Below are 22,098 nucleotides of genomic sequence, written 5' to 3' on the forward strand. Positions count from 1 at the left end.
TGGCTTGCATTTTTTCGTAAAGCTTGCGCATAATCACTATATTTTCTTTACGCACATCAATAATTGATTTTTCAATTGACGTTAAACGAGATTTATCTAAGTTTCCTAACCGTGCATAATGGGATGCTATTGCTTGACGTGCTTCATCGTAAGGCAATCCGCCTTTACGATTTTTGGGTAAACTATAAGCCTCATTTACCGTTTTATATTGCGCAGGATTACTAACAAGGATTACGTGCTTCTTAATAACATCTATTTCCATTAATGCTATTTTAAGACTACTAATCATAGCCTTACTATTGGCATATCTTAGCAGATCGTTTTCTACAAGACTACGTTCCGTATCAATAAGTAATGACAAGCCGCCACTCTCTCCAACGTTACGAATATGATTACGTAAATTATTCCGTACACTATGTAACTGTTTAACTAACAATGTATTATCAATATCTTGCACATAACCGTTTTCTTGTGACAATATCCAATCTAATTTTTCACATTCTTTAGAAATGATGACCTCCTATGATAACATCTTTATCTAACCAATCTGGTCCATATTCTTTATCAGCATTTTTTGTAAAAAATTTCATATCACGAATAAATTGTGCTCCACGCCGATTTTTAAGAAACAAAAGTGTATGTGCTGGAAGTTCCGCCATTGCTAACCATTCCCACACAGTTTGGTTATCATTTGCTTTAGCCGCTGCTTCTGATTCAGCAATGTAGATACTATTCTGAGAAAACCCGCCTGCTCGTAACTCCTCACGTTCAGCATCCGTCATATAACTTTTGGGTAATTTCTTTTGCATAGGAAATTCCTTTCTGTAATCTGTCTTAAAATATTAATCTAATGGTTAAATCTGATCAATCAAATTTTCTATGAATTTTTCAATTTGTTGTTTGGAAATGAAAATAAGATATCTGTTTCAGCTTTGATCATTTTGATTGTTTATCTCAAAGAAAATTATCGTTTTTTCTGATATAATATATACACTTAATTGACGGTCTTTATTGAACATGTCAAAATTTTACGCATTTTTACGAGCTTCTCGTGATGGATAAAATACAGAAAATTAAAAATTTTAATCGTTAAAATATATCAACAGAAAAGGTTTTGCTTCACTCCATATTGAAGAGAAACTGTAAATAAAAGGAAAGCTTAGTGCTTTAATCGAAAGAACAGAGCAGAGGAATTGTTATCGATACTTAAGTTTTCTCATATAGCGGATTTTTCTTTTAATGTTTGAGAAATTCTTAAAGCTGCTAGCGGGCGTAATTTATAAGATACGCCAATTTATTCAGGGATAAGCTAGGCAGCCTATCATCATGAGCAGGACAACGGGCTATCCCATAATATCCATGCCAAACCCCATGCAAGGCATTTGTGATGCCCCAAGCATTTATATAAGAAAACATTTTTTTATCCTATGATTATTGCACCATAGGACGGATTATGCTAACTCTAGGGTGATGAGTTTGAGAAAGCCTTGTCCGTCCTTACGTGACAAGGTTTTTTTATGCCGCGTCGTTATAACGTTGCTGTTTTGCTTGCTCAATGACATTCAAAAGATCTGATTGTAACCAACGCGATAAAAAGCCAAATTTTAAAGGTTTTGGCAAAGAGCCATTGGTAACATGACGGCGGAATGTTGAGACACTCATATGAAGCAATTTTGCACTTTCACGGTCTGTTAAAAGAATATCATTTTCTGTCATTCTAAAATCCTTTCATAATAAAAAATAGAAACAAATCATGCCTATTTATTAAGCACATTTTGGTTTATTTAGAAAGATGTTTTATTCATAGAAAACAATATTTTATCATAGAATTTCTGATGTGATAATTTATGAGTCTAATTGAGAAAGAATGAGAGAGAAGAGAGCTAAAGTTATCCACAGATCATGGGGTTATGCACCCCATATCTTAAGATTGACCAGTGACATATGCCGCTCATTTATCCATATAGACACGGCGCTGTTCTAGATAGTCAGTACGACGATAGGCACGTTCTACTTTACCGCCGACCGTATGAGCTAAAATAGTTTCAGCGACCTCATAGGGGGCATCGGTTGTTTCAGCAAGCCAATTGCGTAAACTAGAGCGAAAGCCATGCGGGCAGGCTTCAAGTCCAATACGTTTCATATATTGAGCCATACACCTATGCGCGAGGGGACCGCGACCTGTTGCAGAAAAGAAGAAATCATTGCGTGATAAAAGGCGCGCTTGTTTTAAAATTTCTAATGCTTCTGATGATAAAGGCACGCGAAACTCTGTTGTGGTATCACGCTTGCCTTTCATATTTTCAGCAGGAATAGTCCAGATATCATCCTCAACTTGATCTTTATGGATATGACATAAAGGAAAAGTACGAACGCCTGTCAGAATAAGCAAACGTAAAGCCAGTTGTGTCATTGTTGTTGTTTCGCAAAGTGTTTTATAAAAAGCCGGAATCTTTCTCCAATCCATAGCTGGAAAATTTTGCGTTTTATGGCGTTGTTTGCCTAAGAGCGCGCGTGCTTTTTCGGTTGCTTGTAAATCAACATTCAAACCTAATGCAGCCGCATGTTTAAGACAAAGATTAAGACGTATCAATGCTTTCTCTGCTGTTGCAGCTTTTGTATGCCAAATAGGGGCAAGAGTATTGCGTATCTCTGTTTGAGTAATCTCTGAAACGGGTAGACAGCCTAATTTAGGGAGAATATAAAGACGTAAAGGTGAAAACCAATCACAAGCCTTACCATCATTTTTTAATTCAGCTTTCCGACTTTCAAAAGCATCTACGGCAATATCTTTTAAGTAATGAAGATTGCTTATTGCCTCACGCTTTTGTTTATTGCGTTCTTTAATGGGGTCACGCCCCTCACGTAAAACCGAACGCCACCCAGTTGCCAATTCACGGGCTTGTTTTAAAGAAACATCTCGCAACGCTCCCAAGCCCATTTCACGACGACGTCCGTGAAGGGTATACCGTAAAATCCATTGAGCACCTCCATCTTTACGCTTATGAAGTAACAAGCCAGCACCATCATTATATTTGCCAGCCCCCAATGTTGCGACAGATCTTGCATTAAGACGGTTCATAAGAGCCATTTTTTACTCCTTTCTTATATAAATTTGATCCACACATTCATCCCACTTGTTATGTGCAAATGAGTGGTTTTGATTGAAGCAATATAAACTGATTTAAAATGAGACAATCTTAGGTTATTCGGGACTCTCATTCAATATGAATAACGCTATATTATCATTATAAATCAATGCCTTGTAGAAGAAAACGCAAAGTCTGTTGTGTTATGATTGTTGCTTGGCAAAGTGTTTTATAAAAAATTCGGCATTTTTCTTCAATCCATTGCCGGTCTATTAATGGTTTTATGATGTTACTTTCCTGAGAGAGCGTGTGCTTTTGTTGCTGCTTGTAAATCAATATCCAATCCTAATGCAGCGGCATGTTTGAAATACATATTAAGACGGATAAGAGCCTTACGAGCTTCTCCAGTTTTCCTAGCAAGGTAGGAAACCAGTATATATATATATATATATCATTGGTGTAATCTTTAAAATAAGAAGATAGTTTAATCTTAGAAGAATATAACGGCGCAGAGGTGAAACAAATGGCTCGTCTTGCCATTTCCTTTTTAATTCAGCTTTACTTTTTTTAAAATATCTAAAGCAATATCGTTTAAATAATGAAGTTTGTGCATAGCTTTACGCTTTTATTTTTCTCGTTTTTTAATAGAGGAACGCTCCAAACGGAATATGCTTATGTTGCATATTTATGTGTTTTTTAAAGAAGAATTTCTCAGTATATATCAACATTTACTTCCACGATGATGTTCATGGCGTGTGTAGTTTTTAAAGCTATAAATAGTATAAAACCTATTATACATCACTATCTTTAAAGCTTGTGAAGGAGGAAAACGGGTACCATTATACGCTTTTTTAGCCTCTAATGTTATGATAGAGCTTTTGGTATTTGAGAATCTTTACAAAAAGCATTTTTAGTTTTTTTAAAGTGTTTTTATTTATACGTTAATTTCTTTTGTGAATTACTTCAAGTGCCAAGAGCTATCTCAATGTTGTGAGTGGATAAATGATTATGCTCATTTGCGCTTTTATTAAGCGTAAGGATCGCCGTGTCCAATAGATGAAAATTTTTATCTGTAAAAGTAAAGAATATTATAAGCTGTACAATGCGTTCAGAATTTTCTTCTATGCGTACAAAGTTACTGCTTATGGAAGTATGTGAGTATGAGATTATTGTGATAATAACTTTGCAGTTATGTTAAGGCTTTAGTGCGTTAAACGTAGGTATTTTGAGGTATAACATTATAAGGATTTTACTATTTTTCTGGAGCTAGATTATCACTTTTATTATGGTGATTTCTTCACAAAAAATGTTCTTTTATCTCGTTTAATTTTTTATGCTGGTTACAATATTGAGCGAATCAAAAATTAATTCATAAAGCTTATGGCAATGCTCGTAAGGGGATATCTTTTTTCTTTCTATAGAGATATGCATTGATGGAATCAAAAAGACGAGAGTTATGATAAAGACATTTCATTATAGAAAAATTGCTCAAGATGGGTATGCACGTCGAGGCGAAATTATAACGGGGCGAGGATGTGTTCGTACACCCGCATTTATGCCTGTTGGGACGGCAGGAACCGTTAAAGCTATGTATATGGATCAGATACGTGATCTTGGTGCAGATATCATTTTGGGGAATACTTATCATTTAATGTTACGTCCAGGAGCTGAACGTGTTGCGCGTTTGGGAGGATTACATGAATTTTCACGCTGGAGCGGGCCTATTTTAACCGATTCTGGTGGTTTTCAGGTTATGTCATTGGCAGGAATCCGTAAAATTACTGAACAAGGTGTGATTTTTCGTTCTTACATTAATGGAGCTTACTATGAAATGAGTCCAGAGCGTTCTATCGAAATTCAAGAACTTCTTGATGCGGATATCCAGATGCAGTTGGATCAATGTATTGCATTACCTGCAACTGAAAAAGAAATGGAAGAAGCTATGGAACTTTCATTGCGGTGGGCGCAGCGTTGTAAAACAGCTTTTGGAGATCAGCCCGATAAAGCATTGTTTGGGATTGTTCAAGGCGGTGATAATATGAAACTGCGTGAACGTTCTGCTCAAGCATTAAAAGAAATGGATTTAAAAGGTTACGCTATTGGAGGGCTTGCTGTTGGTGAGCCGCAGAGTGTTATGACAGCAGTATTGGATACGACTTGTCCGATTTTACCAGAGGATAAACCACGCTATCTTATGGGAGTAGGGACACCTGATGATATTTTACAAAGTGTTGCTCGTGGTGTTGATATGTTTGATTGTGTTATGCCGACGCGTGCAGGACGTCATGGTTTAGCTTTTACTCGCTTTGGTAGAATTAATTTGCGTAATGCACGTTATGCAGAAGATCCACATCCTCTTGATCCACAGTCACTTTGTCCAGCAGCACATGATTATAGTTGTGCTTATTTGCATCATTTGATCAAATCTGGTGAGTCTCTTGGGGGGATGTTGTTGACTTGGAATAATCTTTTTTATTACCAACAACTGATGCAGGGAATTCGTGATGCCATTGAAGAAGGCTGTTATGCTGATTTTTGCGCTGAAACGCATGCTCTATGGACACAAGGACGCTAAAACATTAACTGTAATATAGCGCTTCATGTTTTTATTGAATTTATTCTTGCACTTACAAATTTAGCTAAAAATATGAAATTAGAAACACCTTCCAAAATTATAAAATTGCACTATCTTAAAATATAGCAGTGCGGTTTTATAGGGTACATATTCTTTTTCTAATTACTATATAAAACAGAAACTGTTACTCCGGTACGCGCTACCTGATCCGGAGAAAAACAGTTTGTTTCTGTTTCTGATAACTGTTTAAATCAACAATGTTAATGAGGCGTTAGCGAACTCTTAAAGAAGTATGAAAATTGTATTTTTATGAGCTACTTTGTGTTTTTTATTACTAAAGGTAAAGAATGGGTTATACACAACCGCACAGATAATTTTTTAGAAAATTAAAACAAGATTACAACATTTAAAATGTTATAATTTTATACTTTTTGTTTTTATTATTTTTATATCTTAATATAAGTGTTATTTACAATAGATTTATGTATTATTATTAATCCATAAAATAAAAAACTATAGATATTATGTCATAAAAAAATTAAATATTAATCATGATAATTAGCATATTTATAAAATATCGATGAATCTATTGAAACAAAACTTATAAATATTTATTTTATGCTCTGTTTATAGAATTTATCTGAAAATAATCATAATATATTTACGTGAATATTTTAATTTACAGATAGTGAGTTAGATATCTGATGCAATTCCTCTGTTAGATGAGAAGGGGTAAAGATGCCCCAAAAAGGATATTTAATAAATCTAGAAACCAAGCGCTATTATTATGAGAATTTTCAAAGGATTCTATAATAATTTATAAGAATGGCGTAAAGTTGAAATTATAGCTTATCGATTTGGAGGATCTGCATTCAGGTAACAAAAATAAAGCAACAATAATTTGGGGCGAAGTTTTATTTTTGTATCAAGATAATGATGGGATGTTGTTCACTGGTTTGAAATGCATTATTCGACAAATTTTAGAAGTATTTATAGAGTATAGCATATCGTTACAAAATAAATGTTTCACTGTAAAATTAGAATTGCTGAAAAGAGGAGACAAAGTTTATTATCTGGCAGCTCTGATAAAAATAGGTGAATACGTCTATAACTTTGAGGTTTTCAAAGATTTTCCGTTAAAGAATCTTACTTAAATCTCTATAAAATGCTTTATATATCAAAATATTTCTGAAACTTTATTGGGGACTATTGGGCATGTGTATAACAATGTTGTGAATTTTTGTTTGTGTGTATTACAGATATCTACAGTTAAAATTCCTATCCAAAGTGATGATATGAGGGATTCTTATAAACAAAAGGTTCTTGTATTGGGAATTGATTCGAGAGTGCGGCGTTTAATAATTTTAGCTCTTGCAGTGGGCAGTTTTGCTATTGGTACTGCAGAGTTTGTTGCAATGGGGCTACTGCCAGAGATGGCACGAAGTTCATATGTTGATATTCCTACCGCGGGTCAATATATTTCTGCTTATGCATTAGGAGTTGTGATTGGAGCACCTCTTTTAGCTGTGGCAACAGCTCAGGTATCACGCAAAACTGTGTTGATAGGATTGATGTTTTTTTATGCCTTAGCAAATATTGCTAGTGCCTTTGTTTCTGATTTTAGCATATTAGTAGTATTACGCTTTCTCAGTGGACTTCCCCATGGAATCTATTTTGGACTTGCGGCTATGGTTGCTTCTTCAATGGTAGAAATGAATGAGCGTTCTAAAGCTGTTGGATATGTTATGCTTGGCTTAACAATTGCAACCGTTTTGGGAGCACCCAGTGCTACTTGGATTGGGCAACTTATTGGTTGGCAGATTGCTTTTGTTCTTGTGGGTATGATTGCTTTATTATGTTGTTTGCTTATTTGGAATTTTTTGCCTTGTGATTTAAGTTTTCCAAAAACGAATCCTTTGCACGAAATGGGTGCTTTAAAGCAAAAGCAGGTGTGGCTTCTTTTGCTGATGGTTTCGGTGGGAGCATCAGGATTATTTTCTGTTTTCACTTATATCAAGTCAACATTAATGCATATTTCTGGTGTCTCACTTGAGTGGATACCATTTATTATGCCGTTAGTTGGATTGGGAATGGTGGTAGGAAATCTCTTGGGGCCTAAGTTAGCTGTTAAAATTGGTATTTCGCCGATGATATTTTTTTCTATGCTTTGGAGCGTATTTGTTTTTTTTCTTTTTTTCTTTTTATCCTATGCTCCGTTAACAGCAGCAATAGGATGCTTTTTTGTTGGAACTTCTTTTGCTTCTATGCCTTCTGTACAAACAAAAATTATGGATGTTGCACTACAGGGACAGATTTTGGCAGGAGCATTAATGCAGTCTGCTTTTAATATTGCCAACGCTCTTGGTGCAGAATCTGGAGCATTAGTTTTAAAATTGGGCTATAGTTATGAATATACAGCTGTTTTAGGAAGTGTTCTAACTTTGTGTGGATTAATGATTTTTTGCATCTCATGGTATATGGAGAAGCATGCTTAATACTTTTCATTTTTTTAATGAAGAAGGTAATTTTATATTTATTTAATTATTGGAATGTCCTGTTGGATTTTTTAATATGCAGTAAGAAATGCGTAGCGCTAATGGAATAGCAAAACAAAATAAAAAAACAACAAGCACTATAAGAAGAGTTTTTGCTGCTAAGATCATTCCTATTGTTCCTCCAGGATTAAAGAGTCCGGCAAGATTGGTGATCACTCCGGCTAGAGTTGCGCTCAATGCAGCTGAAAATAGTTGTACGGAGGTAAGGGATTCACTGGCACGTAGAGCATCTTCATCATTTGTACATTGTAAGATCCGTGTGAGCAAATGTGGCCATGCTATGCCTGCACTGATTCCAATAGAAAATAGTGCTAAGCAAATAATAAAAATATATTCAAGTGTGGAAACTTCTGTTGGGATGAGCCATAAGAGAATCACTATGCCTAACAGTTTTAATAGGGGTGAGTATACAATGATGTTACGAATTTTTTTTGTGGATACAGCAGCACTTAAGAGGGCTCCACACGTCCACCCTAGGCTCATAAGTGCTGCTATATACCCGGCTATAAGTGGACCTTGTCCATGAAGCTCTTGAAGAAAAAGTGGTAAATAAAGTTCTATACTGTATACGACTGTCGTCATAATGAGTATTAATGCGTAAACAGGAAAAATTTCAGAAGAGAAAGAGAAGGATTTGCGCGGCAACATAGGATGAAAGCTAGATGATTCAATTTTTGCTAGAACAAATAGAAGACTAAGTCCGATAACTAATCCACAAGTTTTTGCTATTGTTGTGTCCATAGCTCCTCCAACAGAAATAATAAAAATCAATAAGGTGAGTGTGAGAAGCTGGAGAAGAGGGAGGGGGGATGCTGGAACATAGTTTTCATTCTTTTGGGGTAAAATTTTAAAGGCGATGAGTGAGAAGAATATAGCTAATGCGCCAATGATCCAAAAGGATGCTCTCCATAGTCCATAATATACAGAAATTCCTCCGATCGCTGGTCCTAACAAGGTTGATATTCCCCACATTCCAGAGATAACACTTAATGCGTGTGACCATAAAGATGGGCTGAATACAATACGTACCATGGAATAGGATAAAGATAACAAAGCACCACTTCCCAATCCTTGAATAAAGCGTCCTATTAAAAATAATGGCATAGATGAAGAAATGCTGCACAGGAAGGTGCCTAGAGTAAAGATAAGTCCAGAGATAACATAAGCGTTGCGAGGACCTAATTTCTCTAATATTTTTGTTGCAAGTGAAGTACCAAGGAGTGAAGCTGTAATAAAGACAGTCGCCACCCAAGAATAATATATTTCACTGCCAATATGCTTCATAAGGGAAGGTAAAATAGTAATAACAATATAGACGTTGGTGGCGTGTAATACAACACCACCTGTAAACGTTAAAAAGCAAAGACCATTTTTACCCGATAAAAGCGCAGACCAGCTTTGTTTTTTCACTGTTTTTTGCTATTTAATAAAAATTTATCCTCTTTTTACTTATAAGGTACTTCTTTGAATTTGCCAAGAAAAATTCAAAGCTCCGTTTAGAGCTTTGAATTTTAATTTAAGTAATAACTTAATTGCCCATTGCTTTTTTGAGATTCTCATCAATTTTGTCGAGGAAACCTGTTGTAGAAAGCCATTTTTGTTTAGGCCCAATCAAAAGTGCGAGATCTTTAGTCATAAAACCTTCTTCGACGGTTTTGATACAAACTTCTTCCAATGTCGTGGAAAAGTTTTTTAACTTCTCATTGTTATCTAGTTTAGCACGGTGTGCCAGTCCACGTGTCCATGCAAAAATAGATGCAATAGAATTTGTTGATGTTTCTTCGCCTTTTTGATGCTGACGATAATGACGTGTTACGGTGCCGTGTGCTGCTTCTGCTTCAACAATTTTACCATCAGGTGTCATGAGAACAGAAGTCATGAGACCAAGAGAACCAAAGCCTTGGGCAACAATATCAGATTGAACATCACCATCATAGTTTTTACATGCCCATACGTATCCACCTGACCACTTTAATGCAGAAGCAACCATATCATCAATAAGACGGTGTTCGTAATATAATTTACGGTTTTCAAATTCAGTTTTAAATTCCGTATCAAATATTTCTTGAAAGATATCTTTAAAACGACCATCGTACGTTTTTAGAATGGTATTTTTTGTTGAAAGATAAACTGGAATATTCCGTTGTAGTCCATAATTAAAGGATGCGCGGGCAAAATCACGAATTGACTCATCAAGATTATACATAGCCATAGCAACTCCTGCACTTGGGGCATCAAAAACCTCATGTTCAATAACTTGATTGTCATCACCTACAAATTTAATACTTAATTTCCCTTTCCCTGGAAATTTAAAATCTGTTGCCTTGTACTGATCACCAAAAGCGTGACGTCCGATAATAATTGGCTTTGTCCAGTTAGGAACAAGGCGAGGGACGTTTTTACAGATAATGGGTTCGCGAAAAATGACTCCTCCTAAAATATTACGGATTGTGCCATTAGGTGATTTCCACATTTTTTTTAGGTTAAATTCTTTAACGCGTGCCTCATCAGGTGTGATGGTTGCACATTTTATACCTACCCCATATTTTTTGATAGCATTGGCAGAATCGATTGTTACCTGATCATTGGTTGCATCACGATTTTCGACGGAAAGATCATAATATTTGAGATCAATGTCGAGATAGGGATGAATTAATTTATCCTTGATATATTTCCAGATGATGCGGGTCATCTCATCCCCATCAAGTTCAACAACGGGGTTTTCTACTTTGATCTTTACCATTAGAAATCCTTTTTCTTTTAAGCGATACTACTTTATAGCACTTTCAAGTTTATAATGAAAAGTAAAAACAAGGGAAAAAAGCATTCAAATATGAGCTTTTATAATATATTATCAATAGAATGTAAAATTTTGTTGGATAGTTTAATTTTTGAAAAGAAGTGATGTGTTTGCAAAATTATCATTATTCTATGATTGATGGAGAATCTGTTTAATAAATAAGGTAGTTAGATCACTGAGGAAGAGGGATTATGCACGTTTATTATCCGAGATTCCATTTAATAAGTTGATCGTATTCTAAATTATAGTTTCTTGATTTGTTGTGTTAGGTGAATAAGCATCTATTTTTTATACCGCTATTTCAATTCTAAGATTACAGTTTGTTTATAAAAAAGTTTAATGTGATACAAAGGCACTGTAATTAGAAATGCTTCATATAAAATGCGTTTTGGGATAAATTTCAGTTTTGAAGGTTGGAAAAAACGTATAAATGATGCGGCTGGTTTTAATTTAAAAATTAACAGCATACGCAAGAAGATGACTTATAAAATTACCGTATTGCGAGCTAGAATACTCTAATTCTTATATTTTATCGATTCTTACTGTTTTTAACTGTGCGCAGCAAAAAACTACCCTCGAAATGCAACAAAGAAATTAATCAGCTAATGATTAATGATTCTTGTATCCTTTTTACGAAAAGATTCCTTTTAAGATCTTATTCCCCCGTTTTTATTTATGCATCCCTCATTTTTAAAAACAAAAATAAAATGAATATATTTCACATAGAAAGAAGGATGATGGTACGCCCAAGGGGCGGGTATAGAGTAAATAAAATCAAAGAATTATATAGAATATAAGGGAATAGGTGAATCTTGATTCTATTGAGTTTTTTTTGTCTCTACCCCTAACTTTTTTGGAGCTTTTTTATAGCTGCAAGAGCTAGTCTTTTACGATCTGCGCTCTTTGTATAAAGAGATGCCATTTGATCTTCTGTCCAGCCAAAAATTGCTTTGAGTTGTGATACTGTTGCACCAGAGTTAGCTGCGCGTGTTGCTGCTAATTTTCTTAATCCATGCGCCGATTTTTTAATTCCAGCCGCATTACAAGCGTCTCTAAATGCATTCCCAAAGCTTTCTTTGGTGAGTTTTTGATTAGTTTTACTACAGATGAATGTTTCTACTCCAATAGGACCAATTTCAAGTGTTTTTGCTAGTTCCGGTAAAATAGGAAGAAAAACATCTGTTTGGAATTTACTTTTTTCTGTTTTGAGGTGAATGATATTATCTTTGACATCTTTCCAGCCAATGCGAACCACATCACCACGACGCAAGCCCGTATATAAAAGAACATCAATCCAGACACGTTCATGGGTACCATGATGCCATCTTTGATAATATTTCTCAACATCTTCTTCTGTCCAAACAGGAAAGCCCTCTTTGTTTTTGAGGGGTGGTCTTTTTATTCCTAAAGCTGGGTTATTTTCCAAAAGACCTTGATCAATTGCCCAATTAAAAAGTCCATTAAGGGCTTTCAGGAAGTTTCTAGCCATTGCTGGTGTGTCTTTACGCCGTTCAACACCGGCTATGATATGTTTCTTTTCAATTGCTTGGTATGGAATATTTCCTATGGTATCACATACCTTCATAAGGATGAGTTCTTTTTGTTTTTGGGTGACTCTAGAAAGGCTAAGCCAATTAGAGCTGTTAAAGTATTGTTTAAGCAGCCATGCAAATGACCCTTTAACAAGTTTACCGGTTTTGGATTTAGGAAGTATCAGTCCTTGTAACTCGGCAAGTGCGCTTTTATAGTTGTCAACAAACTCTTGCGTTCCATAGGTACCGCGGATTCTAATGCGTTTGCCATGACCAATACGTACATACCATACAATTTTGCCATGGCGTGTGACTTCTTTGACAAGATGAGGAGGGCGTGGTTTAGGCATAATCAATTTTACATCTTAGAGAGCGCGGTTTCGTAATATTCATTCTTTGACAAATCTAAAAGTTTGTCTGGATGCGCTGCTGAATTTGGTAGTGGAATATCGGATTTGAGATAGATAAGCAGTTCACCGGTAGGTTTGATTTCTACGAGTTCACAACCTTGTTTTTTAGCTTCTCTTAAAGCGCGTGCAATGGCTGGTTGCGTTATAGCAGCTGGACGAGGCGCCATATCTTTTCTCCTTACATTGAGATGCAATTCACGTGTGGCGTGAATCACGCATTACTTGAAAGTTGTTATGAAAGGGTAGGGGTGCTTGTAGATATGCGGGGAACAAAACACCCCCATAGGTTTAAGCAGCTTTTGTTGAGAGTTGTTTTATCTCTCGTTCTATCTCTGCTAAAAAGGCTTCGACGGCTTGATTAATCTGTTCAATTTGTTTGTCATCACGGTAGATGCGTTTGATTTTCATACGCAAGTGAGATGAATCCCCCGAAAAACGTGGATCATAACTGATAAAATCACACCATTTTCGCTCTGTACAAGCCATTTGGAATTGCATTTGCGCATGATATTCTGGTTTGATTTCATCATCTATACAAAAGCGTAAATGATTGATTGATTGTGGACATTTGATTTCGATTAAACCGTTTTCACCAATAAGCCCATCAGGGCTAGCCCCCGCCATTTGGATTGTGGGGTGTTGGATAAAACCACATTGAGTGATTTCTGTATCATAAATGAATGCATATTCTTTTAGAGCATCTTCTTCATGTTCAATGCCCCATTGCATAGCAGGAGTTGGATAAGATTGGCTTATTTCACCCGTTAAACGCTCTGTCATAAGTTTGATTTTGTAATCTTCATATTTGCTTGTAGGGGTTCCCTTTACTGTTTTACTAATAACGTTATAAACGTTTGAAGCGGTGACTTTTCCTAACCGTGCTTGAAACCATTGTGCTGTTCTTTGTTCCATCTCACACCGCCGTTTGTTGTTGAGTTGGTGCATATTCGATATCTTGGATATGAATATATTCGGCATCTTGTATAGGCGCGTCTATTTGCTCTTGTTGCGGGTGAGATTGTAGAGCTCTTTCTTTTTGAATATTTTGCTTTTTTTCCAACAGCTCTAAAATCTCTTGTGCTTTTTCACAAGACAGATCTGTTAGGTTTTCTACGTTCGCGTAAGAGAGAAGAATATTTTCATTGGTTTGTGTTTCTTTAATTAACAGTTTGATTTGTTCGAGCATGGCATGAGAAACAAATTGTACTTGTGTATTCCGGCTTGCTTCATTAATACGCGCTGCTTCATCTTCTTCATAAATGCCAGAAAAGCCAAAAGCATAGCGAGCGCATTGTATAGTTGCTTTATGACGTAACATACGAGCAGGGTATTTTTGCCAAGTGTCACTTTTTTGTTTGCATTCATTTAAATATTCGGTGACTTCGATAGGGTCTTGAATACCTTTGAGACGAATAGCGCATTTAATGGCAATGATATTACCGTCTTTATCGAGTTGATCTTGAAAAGTCATACCATCAAACTGAGGATTAGATTTAATGATCTTAATCCAGCCATCAATAGAGACAACAGGGATAATGCCGCCACCTCTTTTAGGGAGTGCATAGATTTCTTTTGTTAATGGGTTAAGCCCATAAGTATTTGCCACCGATATAAAAGCAGCGAATTCTTCATCAGAAAAGTTATGATTGATACAAGTTTTGATAATTGTTTTACGGAATTGATCATGAGAAAATCCATATTTGCTAGCCATTGTTGTTAAAGGGGAATTTGTCATGTTTATTTCCTTTTAATGCATGTTTTGTCGTTTAATTTCTTGAGACAGCACCCCCATACCTTTTGTTGTGATTTTTGCTGAAGGAATGACTTTTTCTGTTCCATTTTCGGTTTGAACAGTGTGTGTTGAGCAATCCATAAGACCTTTTTGGATTTTATCTTGATAAGGCAATAAATGCGCCCCGAAAGTGCGTCGATACACCCATCCTTTTTTTTGTAAGAAGATAATGAACTGTTTTGGTTGCATTTCGAGAATTTTAGCCGCTTCAGTCAGACCGAAGAGCCCGTCTGTACGTTGTAAGCTTTCCAAAGCCATTGCTTTTGGAGTTAAATCTTCAATGATAGTATCTTTTTGATCTATTTGTCCTTGTAGGTAATTCAAAAATCCAATCATTGCTTTTGGACTTGAGTAATCAATTTGTGGTGGTGTAGCTTGCTTTTCTAATTCTTGCCACCGATCAATTATTTTTGCACGCAATGTAGTGCTGTAGCCTGACACTAAGATTAAGCATTCACGTTTTGGAAGAAGATATTCAGTTTTCTTGCGATTCATGCTATCAGAAAAGATGCCCTCAAATTTGAGGATATCTTTTTCATCATACAATTCAAGCAAAATATTCTTGATATCACGCATAACGTTATCATGCCGTTTACCACACAACTGTGCAATTTCACGACTAGACATGGTTGGAAGGGGTTGGGTATTAAAATCATTTGCTGTTGCTGCTATAAGATTAGGCATGTTTCACTCCATTCGTTGTGACAACATTTTCATTGTGCTTAATTTGCTGTTTTAGATGTTTTAAGATTTCTTCTAATGTTTCAGGTTTTGAATAATCGATTTTTGCTTTTTTTTCGCATTCTAGAAAATATTGACGCACTTGTTTACCTTTGAGACCAGGTTCACAAATAGCAATGTGTTTTGCTGCGTTTAAAGTGAGAGCATAATCTTTAGAAGGACCGCCCCGTGACGGTAATTTTTTGATAGATGTCACAAAATCAAAATCTTCTCGAAAAGAAAATTCTTTAATACAGTTTTCTATCCATTTTCTAAACGCGGTTTTGACTTCTAAAAAGGCATGCAAGTCACGAGCGCTAACAGTTTGAATGGTTTGTTGTTTAATGAGAGTGTTTTGAGTAGGGATAAAATTTTTCATTACAAACCTCATATTCATTGGCTTTGAAGGGGGCGTTCTTAAAAACGCCCTCTATAGTGTGTATAGGATGGGTAGTTTGGAATGACATCCGAAAGAGTTAGACGGTGCTGCTGTTCATAAGTACCGTAAGTTTCATCTTCATATCGCTGCTGTTCGATTTCTTCTAAAAAAAAATCGTATGCGGAGCTGTGTAGAACAAAGTCGTGAGGTATATTTCCATTGAAGCACTGTTCTTCACATTCTTTAAGATAGCATTCGGCAAGATCTTCAGAGATATCTTCGCAACGATTAGTTGTTGGTTCCACACGGAAGATTTGAACAGCATTATCGGCTTGGTCGATAAATTTGATCATATCACTTTCTTCTAAGAAAGGACCCGATTTAGCGAGATTTTGTTCTTCATTTTCGCAGATGACTAAGAGAATTTCATCAGAATTTATAAACACTGGTTTTGTCACAACTGTCTCCTTATCAAAATATTTAAATACATTTTGAAAAAAACGCCTTGACATAGGTTTTTTTTTTCGGGGTATGGTGGTTTTGTAATTGTATTTTATGCATATGTCAATCAAAAAATTGCATAAAATGCAAAAAAAAATAAATTTAAAATATATAGCTAATTTATGCACTATCCACAATTTAGGAGATGTTATGGGTGATATAAGTAAAAGAATAGAAGATCTTTCTTTGATGCTTAATGAAAAAAAGCAATCAATAATAGCCTATCTTGTTTTTATCTTTTTTAATAATTCAAGAAAATCGAGGACCGCTTCTTTATCGGCTGGTTCAAGAGAAGTGCATATTTTTACAAAATTTAAGTCTGCTTCTTTGTAAAAACTAGGTGGTGGCTCGTTGAAGAATTCAGAAATTTTTATCAATTCATCTATGGTTATATCGCGGGATTTCCCATTTTGATATGTGTGGAGCATACGGTTTACTGCTGATGGGTGCAATTTCAAATGGGATGCTAACGATGTTTGTGCACCGTGCCCCCGTTCTTTAAGTCGCTCTTTAATCCATAGCTTAAGTTGAGACTGAATGTCTTTTTCCATGATTCATATAATCCTTGAAAATATATTTTTATGCAAAAATGATAAAAAAGCATAATTGCGTTGACTTATGCATAAAACGCAATTATCTATTGTGGCGTTATGGAGATAAGTATGCTTTCAAGACTGATTATAAAGTATTTAGGTGGCGTAAAAATTGTAGCAGGCATCGTTGAAAGAGATATTTCGTCTATTTCTAGATGGCGTGATTTTATACCAGCAAAACACCAGCAAAAACTATTAACCTACGCCCGTGAGCATGGGATAGATTTGCGTCCAGAAGATTTTTTTTATCCCGAGCGCTTGCAGTCATTAATGCAAGAGCGTCCCCCATTGTCGAAAAATTGCAAAAGTTCCAGCGATCATAACGCATGTAACGGTTTACAACCTTAAGGAGATCAAAATGAGTTTAAATGAAATTTTACCAATAGCACTTGTTGTAATGTTGTTTATCAGTGCAGGAATATTGCGGTTTGCTTTCTCTTATCGCGAGCAGGTTAAAGATCTAAAAGAGGAGGCAAAAAAGAAAAAAGATGAATTTTTAAGAGAAACTGTAGAGCTTACTCATGAGCGTGATACTGCGATTAAAGAGCAGAATAGAGTAATTATGGAACGTGATGCTGCTATTGAAGAAAAAAGTAGAGTTATTAAAGAACGTAATAGAGAAATTGAAGATTATAACGATACCATTAAAGCACATAATGAAACTATTAAAAAACGCGATATTGTAATTAAAGAACTGGAGCAAAAGATAGATGAATATAATGAAAGCTTCAAACGGAAAGATGGAATTATAGATTCCTTAAAAGCAGATATTCAATCCCGTGATGAAGAAATTGAGAGGCTTAAACAAGAGCTTAAAGATAATGTTGTAGCAGTTGATTCAACTAAGAAGTACGAATTTACTGGTGAAATAAAAGAATACAAACACAGTGGTGAGAAAGGTGGTTGTACGCATATTCTACATCGTATTCGCGCATTAAAAGACTTTGGAACCATTAAGAAAGGTGATTTAGGGGGGTGGATAGCAAAAGAAGGAAATCTTAGTCATGAGGGAGACTGTTGGATTGGGGGGGAGGCTATGGTTTTTAATAATGCGCAAGTTTACTCCAATGCGCAAGTTTATGATAAAGCACAGGCTTATGGAGAGGTGGTTATTGGTGGTAATGCCAAGGTTTATGGCAATGCCCATGTGTATGAAAATGCAGAGATTTGGGGTTCATCACAAGTTTATGAAGATGCACGCGTTTACGGATATGCTACCGTTACTCAGAATGCACAAATTCATGGCAAGGCACAAGTTTATGAAGAGGCATTAATTTATGGCACTGCGAATATTTATGAAAATGCAACTGTTCGTGGTGATGTACGTGTTGCAACAGAAAGCATTGGTGGCGGCACTTTAGTTAATAGTGGAGAAATGTCTGCTGGTAATAAAAATGGTTCTTCTCAGAAGAAAAGTAAGTGAGGAGAGAGAGATGAGTACAGCAGCAACAGTTCTTTCTATAACGACTAATTTGTATTTGCTCTATGAAGTTTATCATTATTTTAAACAGACACAACAGCTTAGGGATGAGTTACAAGAAAAAAACAAGAAAATATTGGATCTAAAAGATGAACTTAGGAAGAAAAGCTCCCAACGAAATGTGTCCCAAAAATAGATTTAATTGTTTTTTGGGGATGATTTGATGAGGTGTGTTCAATTATGATGAAAGTTGGTACTATTAATGAAATAATATCAATTACATCTTTATCTATTTGCATACTTCTTACACCCTTTTTTCCTTCATTTTCAAAAAAAAACAATCCTATAAAACACATTTTGTATGGAGTGGCGCTGTGATTAACACGATTCTTTGTTTTGATCTAGGTACCAAAACGGGGTGGGCGATACGTGGTGCAAGTGGTGACATATTCAGTGGTACCGTGAATTTTCAATCGCGTCGTTTTGAAGGCGGCGGGATGCGTTACTTGCGTTTTAAACAATGGCTATCAGAAATAAAGCAGACAGCATGTCAAATTGACGCGGTGTATTTTGAAGAGGTGAGGCGTCATAAAGGTACAGATGCAGCGCATGTTTACGGAGGTTTGTTAGCAACGTTAACGGCGTGGTGTGAACAGCATCAGATACCGTATGAGGGTATACCAGTAAGTACGATTAAGAAAGCGACGACAGGCAAGGGGAATGCGTCGAAAGAAGAGATGATAGAGGCGATGCGTGCAAAGGGTCATGCGCCTTGTGATGATAATGAAGCAGATGCTTTAGCAATTTTACATTTAGTTAAAGAGAAGGAGATCTTAGAGTGATGTCCAATAATAAAGTGGCGTTTATAAAATTTAGTACAGATCATTTTTTAAAAGATCTTATGGGCTTAAAAGCGACAGAGAAGGCTGTTTATACAACACTTGTATTGCTAATGAATGATAGGAAAGCGCCTCTTATAAATAATGCGTCTTATTTATCGAGTTGGTGTGGGTGTTCAATAAGGACGTTTCAAAAGGCGTTAGAGACTTTAATAAGCACGGGTCATATCACGTGTTTAGAGAATGGCAGCTTATGGCATAGTTCACGAGCCTTTGATTATAGCATCAGTAAATTTTCAGAAAGAGCTTCAAAAGCAGCAATAGCAAGGTGGAGTAAGAAAAGAGAGGAGAGAATGCATGTCAACTAAGTTGCCATGGACGAGGCTTTTTTCATCACAATGGATTGTAGATGTTAGTGGCATGAGTATAGTAGAGAAGGGTCTTTATATGACACTTGTCTTATATATGTATGAAGAGCGCCGCCCTATTATTGAAGATGCACCAAAATTAGCACGATGGGCTGGTTGTTCAGTGAGAGTTCTAAAAAATACATTAGATATCTTATTACGTGATGAGAAGATCATACGTTTAGAAGATGGTCGTTTGTGGAGTTTAAAAGTTGAAGAAGAGCTTAATAACTGTAGTGAAAATTTAGATAAAGCTACAGAAAAGGCTTCAAAAGCAGCAAAAGCAGCAAAATTAAGATGGGATAAAAACAAAGATAAAAGTAATTATGATGTTAGTGCAATGCAAACGCAATGCGAACGCAATGCAAACGCAATGCAAAATGATGCCATTAACAATAACAATAACATATATAATAAAAAAAATAAAACTAACGTTTTATTAAAAAAAGAAATTGATTTTGAAGATTTAGAAACAACCGATTTGGTTGACGAGCCAATCGAGTGTGATGTTGAAAGCCAATCAGAGCAAATCAACCAACCAATCATTCACGAGCAAGAGAACGTTCCTAAGAAAGCCAAGCGAAGTAAGGGGAAAAAAGAACTTGGAAGCGTACCAGAAGATTTTAAACCCGATTTGCAATACGCAATCGATAAAGGCTTAACGCATGATGAGGCGTTATTAGAATTCGAAAGATTTAAACTTCATTGGAAAGCCAACCCATGTCGAAATGCAAACAATCGCGATTGGCAAAGTGCTTGGTGTGGTTGGATTATTAACCAGAATGGAACGCTAGCCAAGAAATTAGAACAGGAGAAACGATATGCAAACGAACGCTATAAGCTCTCAACAAACAACTTCACAAACAGCCTTTCACAAAGCTTCAGTACACTCAAATCAGCAATTACCACTAGCGATACTTATGGATCAGAATGCATCAGAAATAGAGAGGCTATCAGTTCATTTGCAAGCACTTGCCAAGAGAGTGGACCGGAGTGTGTACCCTCCAATCTCTATGCATGGAAAGCCGTTGACGCAGGAGGAGGAAGTGCAAGTTTTGCAAGATTGTAATCGCTTACAAGCATTGCTTTCACGGAAAGTTACGGTTGAACATATCGAAGCAGCTGCTTATTTGCTTTCAGGTCTAAAAATACCAGCAAATATGGACCCGAATGTTATCGCTTTAAATTACAGCATAGCCTTATCAGATGCTTCAGAATACGCTCTAAAGCAGGCTGTTAAGGATATCATATGCGGAAAAGCAAAGGGCTTTTCGAAAACATTTATGCCAACAGGAGCAGAGCTTGCAGAGTATTGCAGGAATTTGAAAGCAGAGCTTTTGGGGGGAGCTTCAATAGTGAAAATGTATCTAAAATCTCCTAAGAGAACAGCAAAGTAGTGAAATTTGCTGAACGTTTTGAGAATAGATATGCGTTTAAATTGACAGAAAGGCACCATACAGAGCGATTTAAAGATTTTATGATAAAAACCACATTGAAATTAAAAACGCTTCTGTATGGTCCATTTTGAGGCAAATAAACCCATTGGTAAAGTTATGGATTTAAGCAAGGGGATATTAAACCAGATGTTTTTAAAAAAACGTAAACAGAAAGGGCAAAAAAAGTGGGTTGCAACGGCGGTCGGTCATGCACCATGGGGATTAGGGGTAGCAGAGTATTTTTATAACCTTTACGAATATGATGATGGCATGAGGGAATATGAGGAATTTGAAGGTGGTCAGTATCATGATCATAAGATGCTTTCGAATGTTGATTACAGTACCAAGGCACAAGTGAAAGCGTGGATATATGGTGGTGATTTACCAAGAAGCGTATTGAGTTATGAGGCATTGATAGATGAGGTAAATATGAAAATCAAAAAGCGTACAGAGAAAGATCAGTTGATTTGTGAGATTACGAATGATTTTGAGAGAACGGTATCCATTATCAAGTGATGATATAGACAGAGAGCTAGAAAAAGCGCTTGATATTCAATTAGGTAAATATCAAAATGAAAAAAAGTGAAAAAATAAAAAATACGTATTGACTTTAAAGAAAAGTTCGTTTAGAAAGGTTGGCAAGTGATCAAAACACTGACCATTAGCGGATAAACCACGAAAAGGTTTCTCCCATTTCTTTAAAATACTGGCTTTCTTTTATGCTGTTATTGGCATATAACGATTTTGTCGGGTGTAGCTATGCTATACAATACCCTTCGCGAGGGAAAAGCATAGCAACGGACTAATGGCCGTGTTTTGAGCGCCCGGCGCCCTTATGGGTTGTCAATCAAAACTCTAACCATTAGGTGTTAAAATGCATTCTAAAGAAAAAAACGAAATTAACATCACTACTGATTTCTTATGTGATTTGTGGCTGGCTGTGTGTAAAGAAGCTAATAGTGAAAATATTGATATTGATACTGAAAATGAATATCACGTTTCTTTAGTAGAGCTTATGGGGGCTCTCGAAAAAGTTTTGTTTTTTAAATT

Annotated in this window: 24 protein-coding genes and 1 pseudogene; 10 read left to right on the forward strand and 15 right to left on the reverse strand. The window is 36.0% G+C overall.

What is annotated here, in order from left to right; all coding sequences use genetic code 11:
- The 5 genes from PVV60_RS07435 to PVV60_RS07455 form a co-directional block, all read right to left on the reverse strand.
- Positions 1 to 478, reverse strand: a 478-nt coding sequence (locus PVV60_RS07435; protein WP_273724048.1) for a hypothetical protein, incomplete at its 3' end; no start/stop codon positions are given.
- Positions 479 to 503: 25 nt separating this feature from the next.
- Complete coding sequence (locus PVV60_RS07440) at positions 504 to 809, reverse strand: hypothetical protein (RefSeq protein ID WP_273724049.1); 306 nt, start codon at positions 807 to 809, stop codon at positions 504 to 506.
- Between the two features lie 454 nt (positions 810 to 1,263).
- Complete coding sequence (locus PVV60_RS07445) at positions 1,264 to 1,416, reverse strand: hypothetical protein (protein WP_273724050.1); 153 nt, start codon at positions 1,414 to 1,416, stop codon at positions 1,264 to 1,266.
- 99 nt (positions 1,417 to 1,515) lie between these two features.
- Positions 1,516 to 1,716 (reverse strand): AlpA family transcriptional regulator, encoded by a 201-nt coding sequence (locus PVV60_RS07450; RefSeq protein WP_015856172.1) that lies wholly within the window; start codon positions 1,714 to 1,716, stop codon positions 1,516 to 1,518.
- Between the two features lie 235 nt (positions 1,717 to 1,951).
- Positions 1,952 to 3,091, reverse strand: coding sequence for a site-specific integrase (locus tag PVV60_RS07455; RefSeq protein WP_273724051.1), 1,140 nt, complete (start codon positions 3,089 to 3,091; stop codon positions 1,952 to 1,954).
- A gap of 1,454 nt (positions 3,092 to 4,545) precedes the next feature.
- Here PVV60_RS07455 and tgt point away from each other — a divergent pair.
- A complete protein-coding gene (gene tgt, locus PVV60_RS07460; RefSeq protein WP_273724052.1) occupies positions 4,546 to 5,664 on the forward strand; it encodes a tRNA guanosine(34) transglycosylase Tgt in 1,119 nt (372 codons plus the stop codon).
- 1,295 nt (positions 5,665 to 6,959) lie between these two features.
- Entirely contained in the window at positions 6,960 to 8,159 is a 1,200-nt protein-coding gene (locus PVV60_RS07465; protein WP_273724053.1) for an MFS transporter, read from the forward strand.
- 42 nt (positions 8,160 to 8,201) lie between these two features.
- On the opposite strand, the gene PVV60_RS07470 is transcribed toward PVV60_RS07465, so the two are convergent.
- The 10 genes from PVV60_RS07470 to PVV60_RS07515 all read right to left on the reverse strand — a co-directional run bounded on the left by PVV60_RS07470 (position 8,202) and on the right by PVV60_RS07515 (position 16,904).
- Positions 8,202 to 9,629, reverse strand: a complete 1,428-nt coding sequence (locus tag PVV60_RS07470) for an MFS transporter (RefSeq protein ID WP_273724054.1) — start codon at positions 9,627 to 9,629, stop codon at positions 8,202 to 8,204.
- 118 nt (positions 9,630 to 9,747) lie between these two features.
- Positions 9,748 to 10,962 carry an NADP-dependent isocitrate dehydrogenase gene (locus tag PVV60_RS07475; protein WP_273724055.1) on the reverse strand — a complete coding sequence of 405 codons (1,215 nt, stop codon included), beginning with the start codon at positions 10,960 to 10,962 and terminating at the stop codon, positions 9,748 to 9,750.
- 901 nt (positions 10,963 to 11,863) lie between these two features.
- Entirely contained in the window at positions 11,864 to 12,901 is a 1,038-nt protein-coding gene (locus tag PVV60_RS07480; protein WP_273724056.1) for a tyrosine-type recombinase/integrase, read from the reverse strand.
- An 8-nt stretch (positions 12,902 to 12,909) separates the two neighbouring features.
- A complete protein-coding gene (locus PVV60_RS07485) occupies positions 12,910 to 13,128 on the reverse strand; it encodes a hypothetical protein (RefSeq protein WP_273723922.1) in 219 nt (72 codons plus the stop codon).
- Between the two features lie 121 nt (positions 13,129 to 13,249).
- A complete protein-coding gene (locus PVV60_RS07490; RefSeq protein WP_273724057.1) occupies positions 13,250 to 13,873 on the reverse strand; it encodes a lambda exonuclease family protein in 624 nt (207 codons plus the stop codon).
- Between the two features lies 1 nt (position 13,874).
- Complete coding sequence (gene bet / locus PVV60_RS07495; protein ID WP_273724058.1) at positions 13,875 to 14,696, reverse strand: phage recombination protein Bet; 822 nt, start codon at positions 14,694 to 14,696, stop codon at positions 13,875 to 13,877.
- Positions 14,697 to 14,708: 12 nt separating this feature from the next.
- Positions 14,709 to 15,437, reverse strand: a complete 729-nt coding sequence (locus tag PVV60_RS07500) for a Rha family transcriptional regulator (protein WP_273724059.1) — start codon at positions 15,435 to 15,437, stop codon at positions 14,709 to 14,711.
- Entirely contained in the window at positions 15,430 to 15,852 is a 423-nt protein-coding gene (locus tag PVV60_RS07505; RefSeq protein WP_273724060.1) for an antA/AntB antirepressor family protein, read from the reverse strand. The genes PVV60_RS07500 and PVV60_RS07505 overlap by 8 nt, the downstream gene beginning before the upstream one ends.
- A gap of 38 nt (positions 15,853 to 15,890) precedes the next feature.
- Positions 15,891 to 16,310: a hypothetical protein gene (locus PVV60_RS07510; RefSeq protein ID WP_273724061.1), complete on the reverse strand. Its 420-nt coding sequence runs from the start codon at positions 16,308 to 16,310 to the stop codon at positions 15,891 to 15,893.
- A 264-nt stretch (positions 16,311 to 16,574) separates the two neighbouring features.
- The gene (locus PVV60_RS07515; RefSeq protein ID WP_273724062.1) at positions 16,575 to 16,904 is read right to left on the reverse strand and encodes an XRE family transcriptional regulator; all 330 of its coding nucleotides are present in this window, start codon (positions 16,902 to 16,904) and stop codon (positions 16,575 to 16,577) included.
- A 111-nt stretch (positions 16,905 to 17,015) separates the two neighbouring features.
- Here PVV60_RS07515 and PVV60_RS07520 point away from each other — a divergent pair, with 111 nt between their 5' ends.
- From PVV60_RS07520 to PVV60_RS07555, 8 genes and pseudogenes are all read left to right on the forward strand, one after another.
- Complete coding sequence (locus PVV60_RS07520) at positions 17,016 to 17,294, forward strand: hypothetical protein (RefSeq protein WP_273724063.1); 279 nt, start codon at positions 17,016 to 17,018, stop codon at positions 17,292 to 17,294.
- A 10-nt stretch (positions 17,295 to 17,304) separates the two neighbouring features.
- Positions 17,305 to 18,369 (forward strand): hypothetical protein, encoded by a 1,065-nt coding sequence (locus PVV60_RS07525; RefSeq protein ID WP_273724064.1) that lies wholly within the window; start codon positions 17,305 to 17,307, stop codon positions 18,367 to 18,369.
- Positions 18,370 to 18,379: 10 nt separating this feature from the next.
- Entirely contained in the window at positions 18,380 to 18,562 is a 183-nt protein-coding gene (locus PVV60_RS07530) for a hypothetical protein (RefSeq protein WP_273724065.1), read from the forward strand.
- A 178-nt stretch (positions 18,563 to 18,740) separates the two neighbouring features.
- Positions 18,741 to 19,208, forward strand: a complete 468-nt coding sequence (locus PVV60_RS07535; protein WP_273724066.1) for a hypothetical protein — start codon at positions 18,741 to 18,743, stop codon at positions 19,206 to 19,208.
- Positions 19,208 to 19,573, forward strand: coding sequence for a DUF1376 domain-containing protein (locus tag PVV60_RS07540; RefSeq protein ID WP_273724067.1), 366 nt, complete (start codon positions 19,208 to 19,210; stop codon positions 19,571 to 19,573). Before PVV60_RS07535 ends, PVV60_RS07540 begins: the two co-directional genes overlap by 1 nt.
- The gene (locus PVV60_RS07545) at positions 19,563 to 20,681 is read left to right on the forward strand and encodes a DUF1376 domain-containing protein (RefSeq protein ID WP_273724068.1); all 1,119 of its coding nucleotides are present in this window, start codon (positions 19,563 to 19,565) and stop codon (positions 20,679 to 20,681) included. Before PVV60_RS07540 ends, PVV60_RS07545 begins: the two co-directional genes overlap by 11 nt.
- Entirely contained in the window at positions 20,659 to 21,009 is a 351-nt protein-coding gene (locus PVV60_RS07550; RefSeq protein WP_273724069.1) for a hypothetical protein, read from the forward strand. The genes PVV60_RS07545 and PVV60_RS07550 overlap by 23 nt, the downstream gene beginning before the upstream one ends.
- Positions 21,010 to 21,195: 186 nt before the next feature.
- Positions 21,196 to 21,634 (forward strand): annotated as a pseudogene (locus PVV60_RS07555) (hypothetical protein).
- Positions 21,635 to 22,098 lie beyond the last annotated feature (464 nt).

The sequence above is a fragment of the Bartonella sp. AU18XJBT genome (genome assembly GCF_028618595.1).
GTDB lineage: Bacteria > Pseudomonadota > Alphaproteobacteria > Rhizobiales > Rhizobiaceae > Bartonella.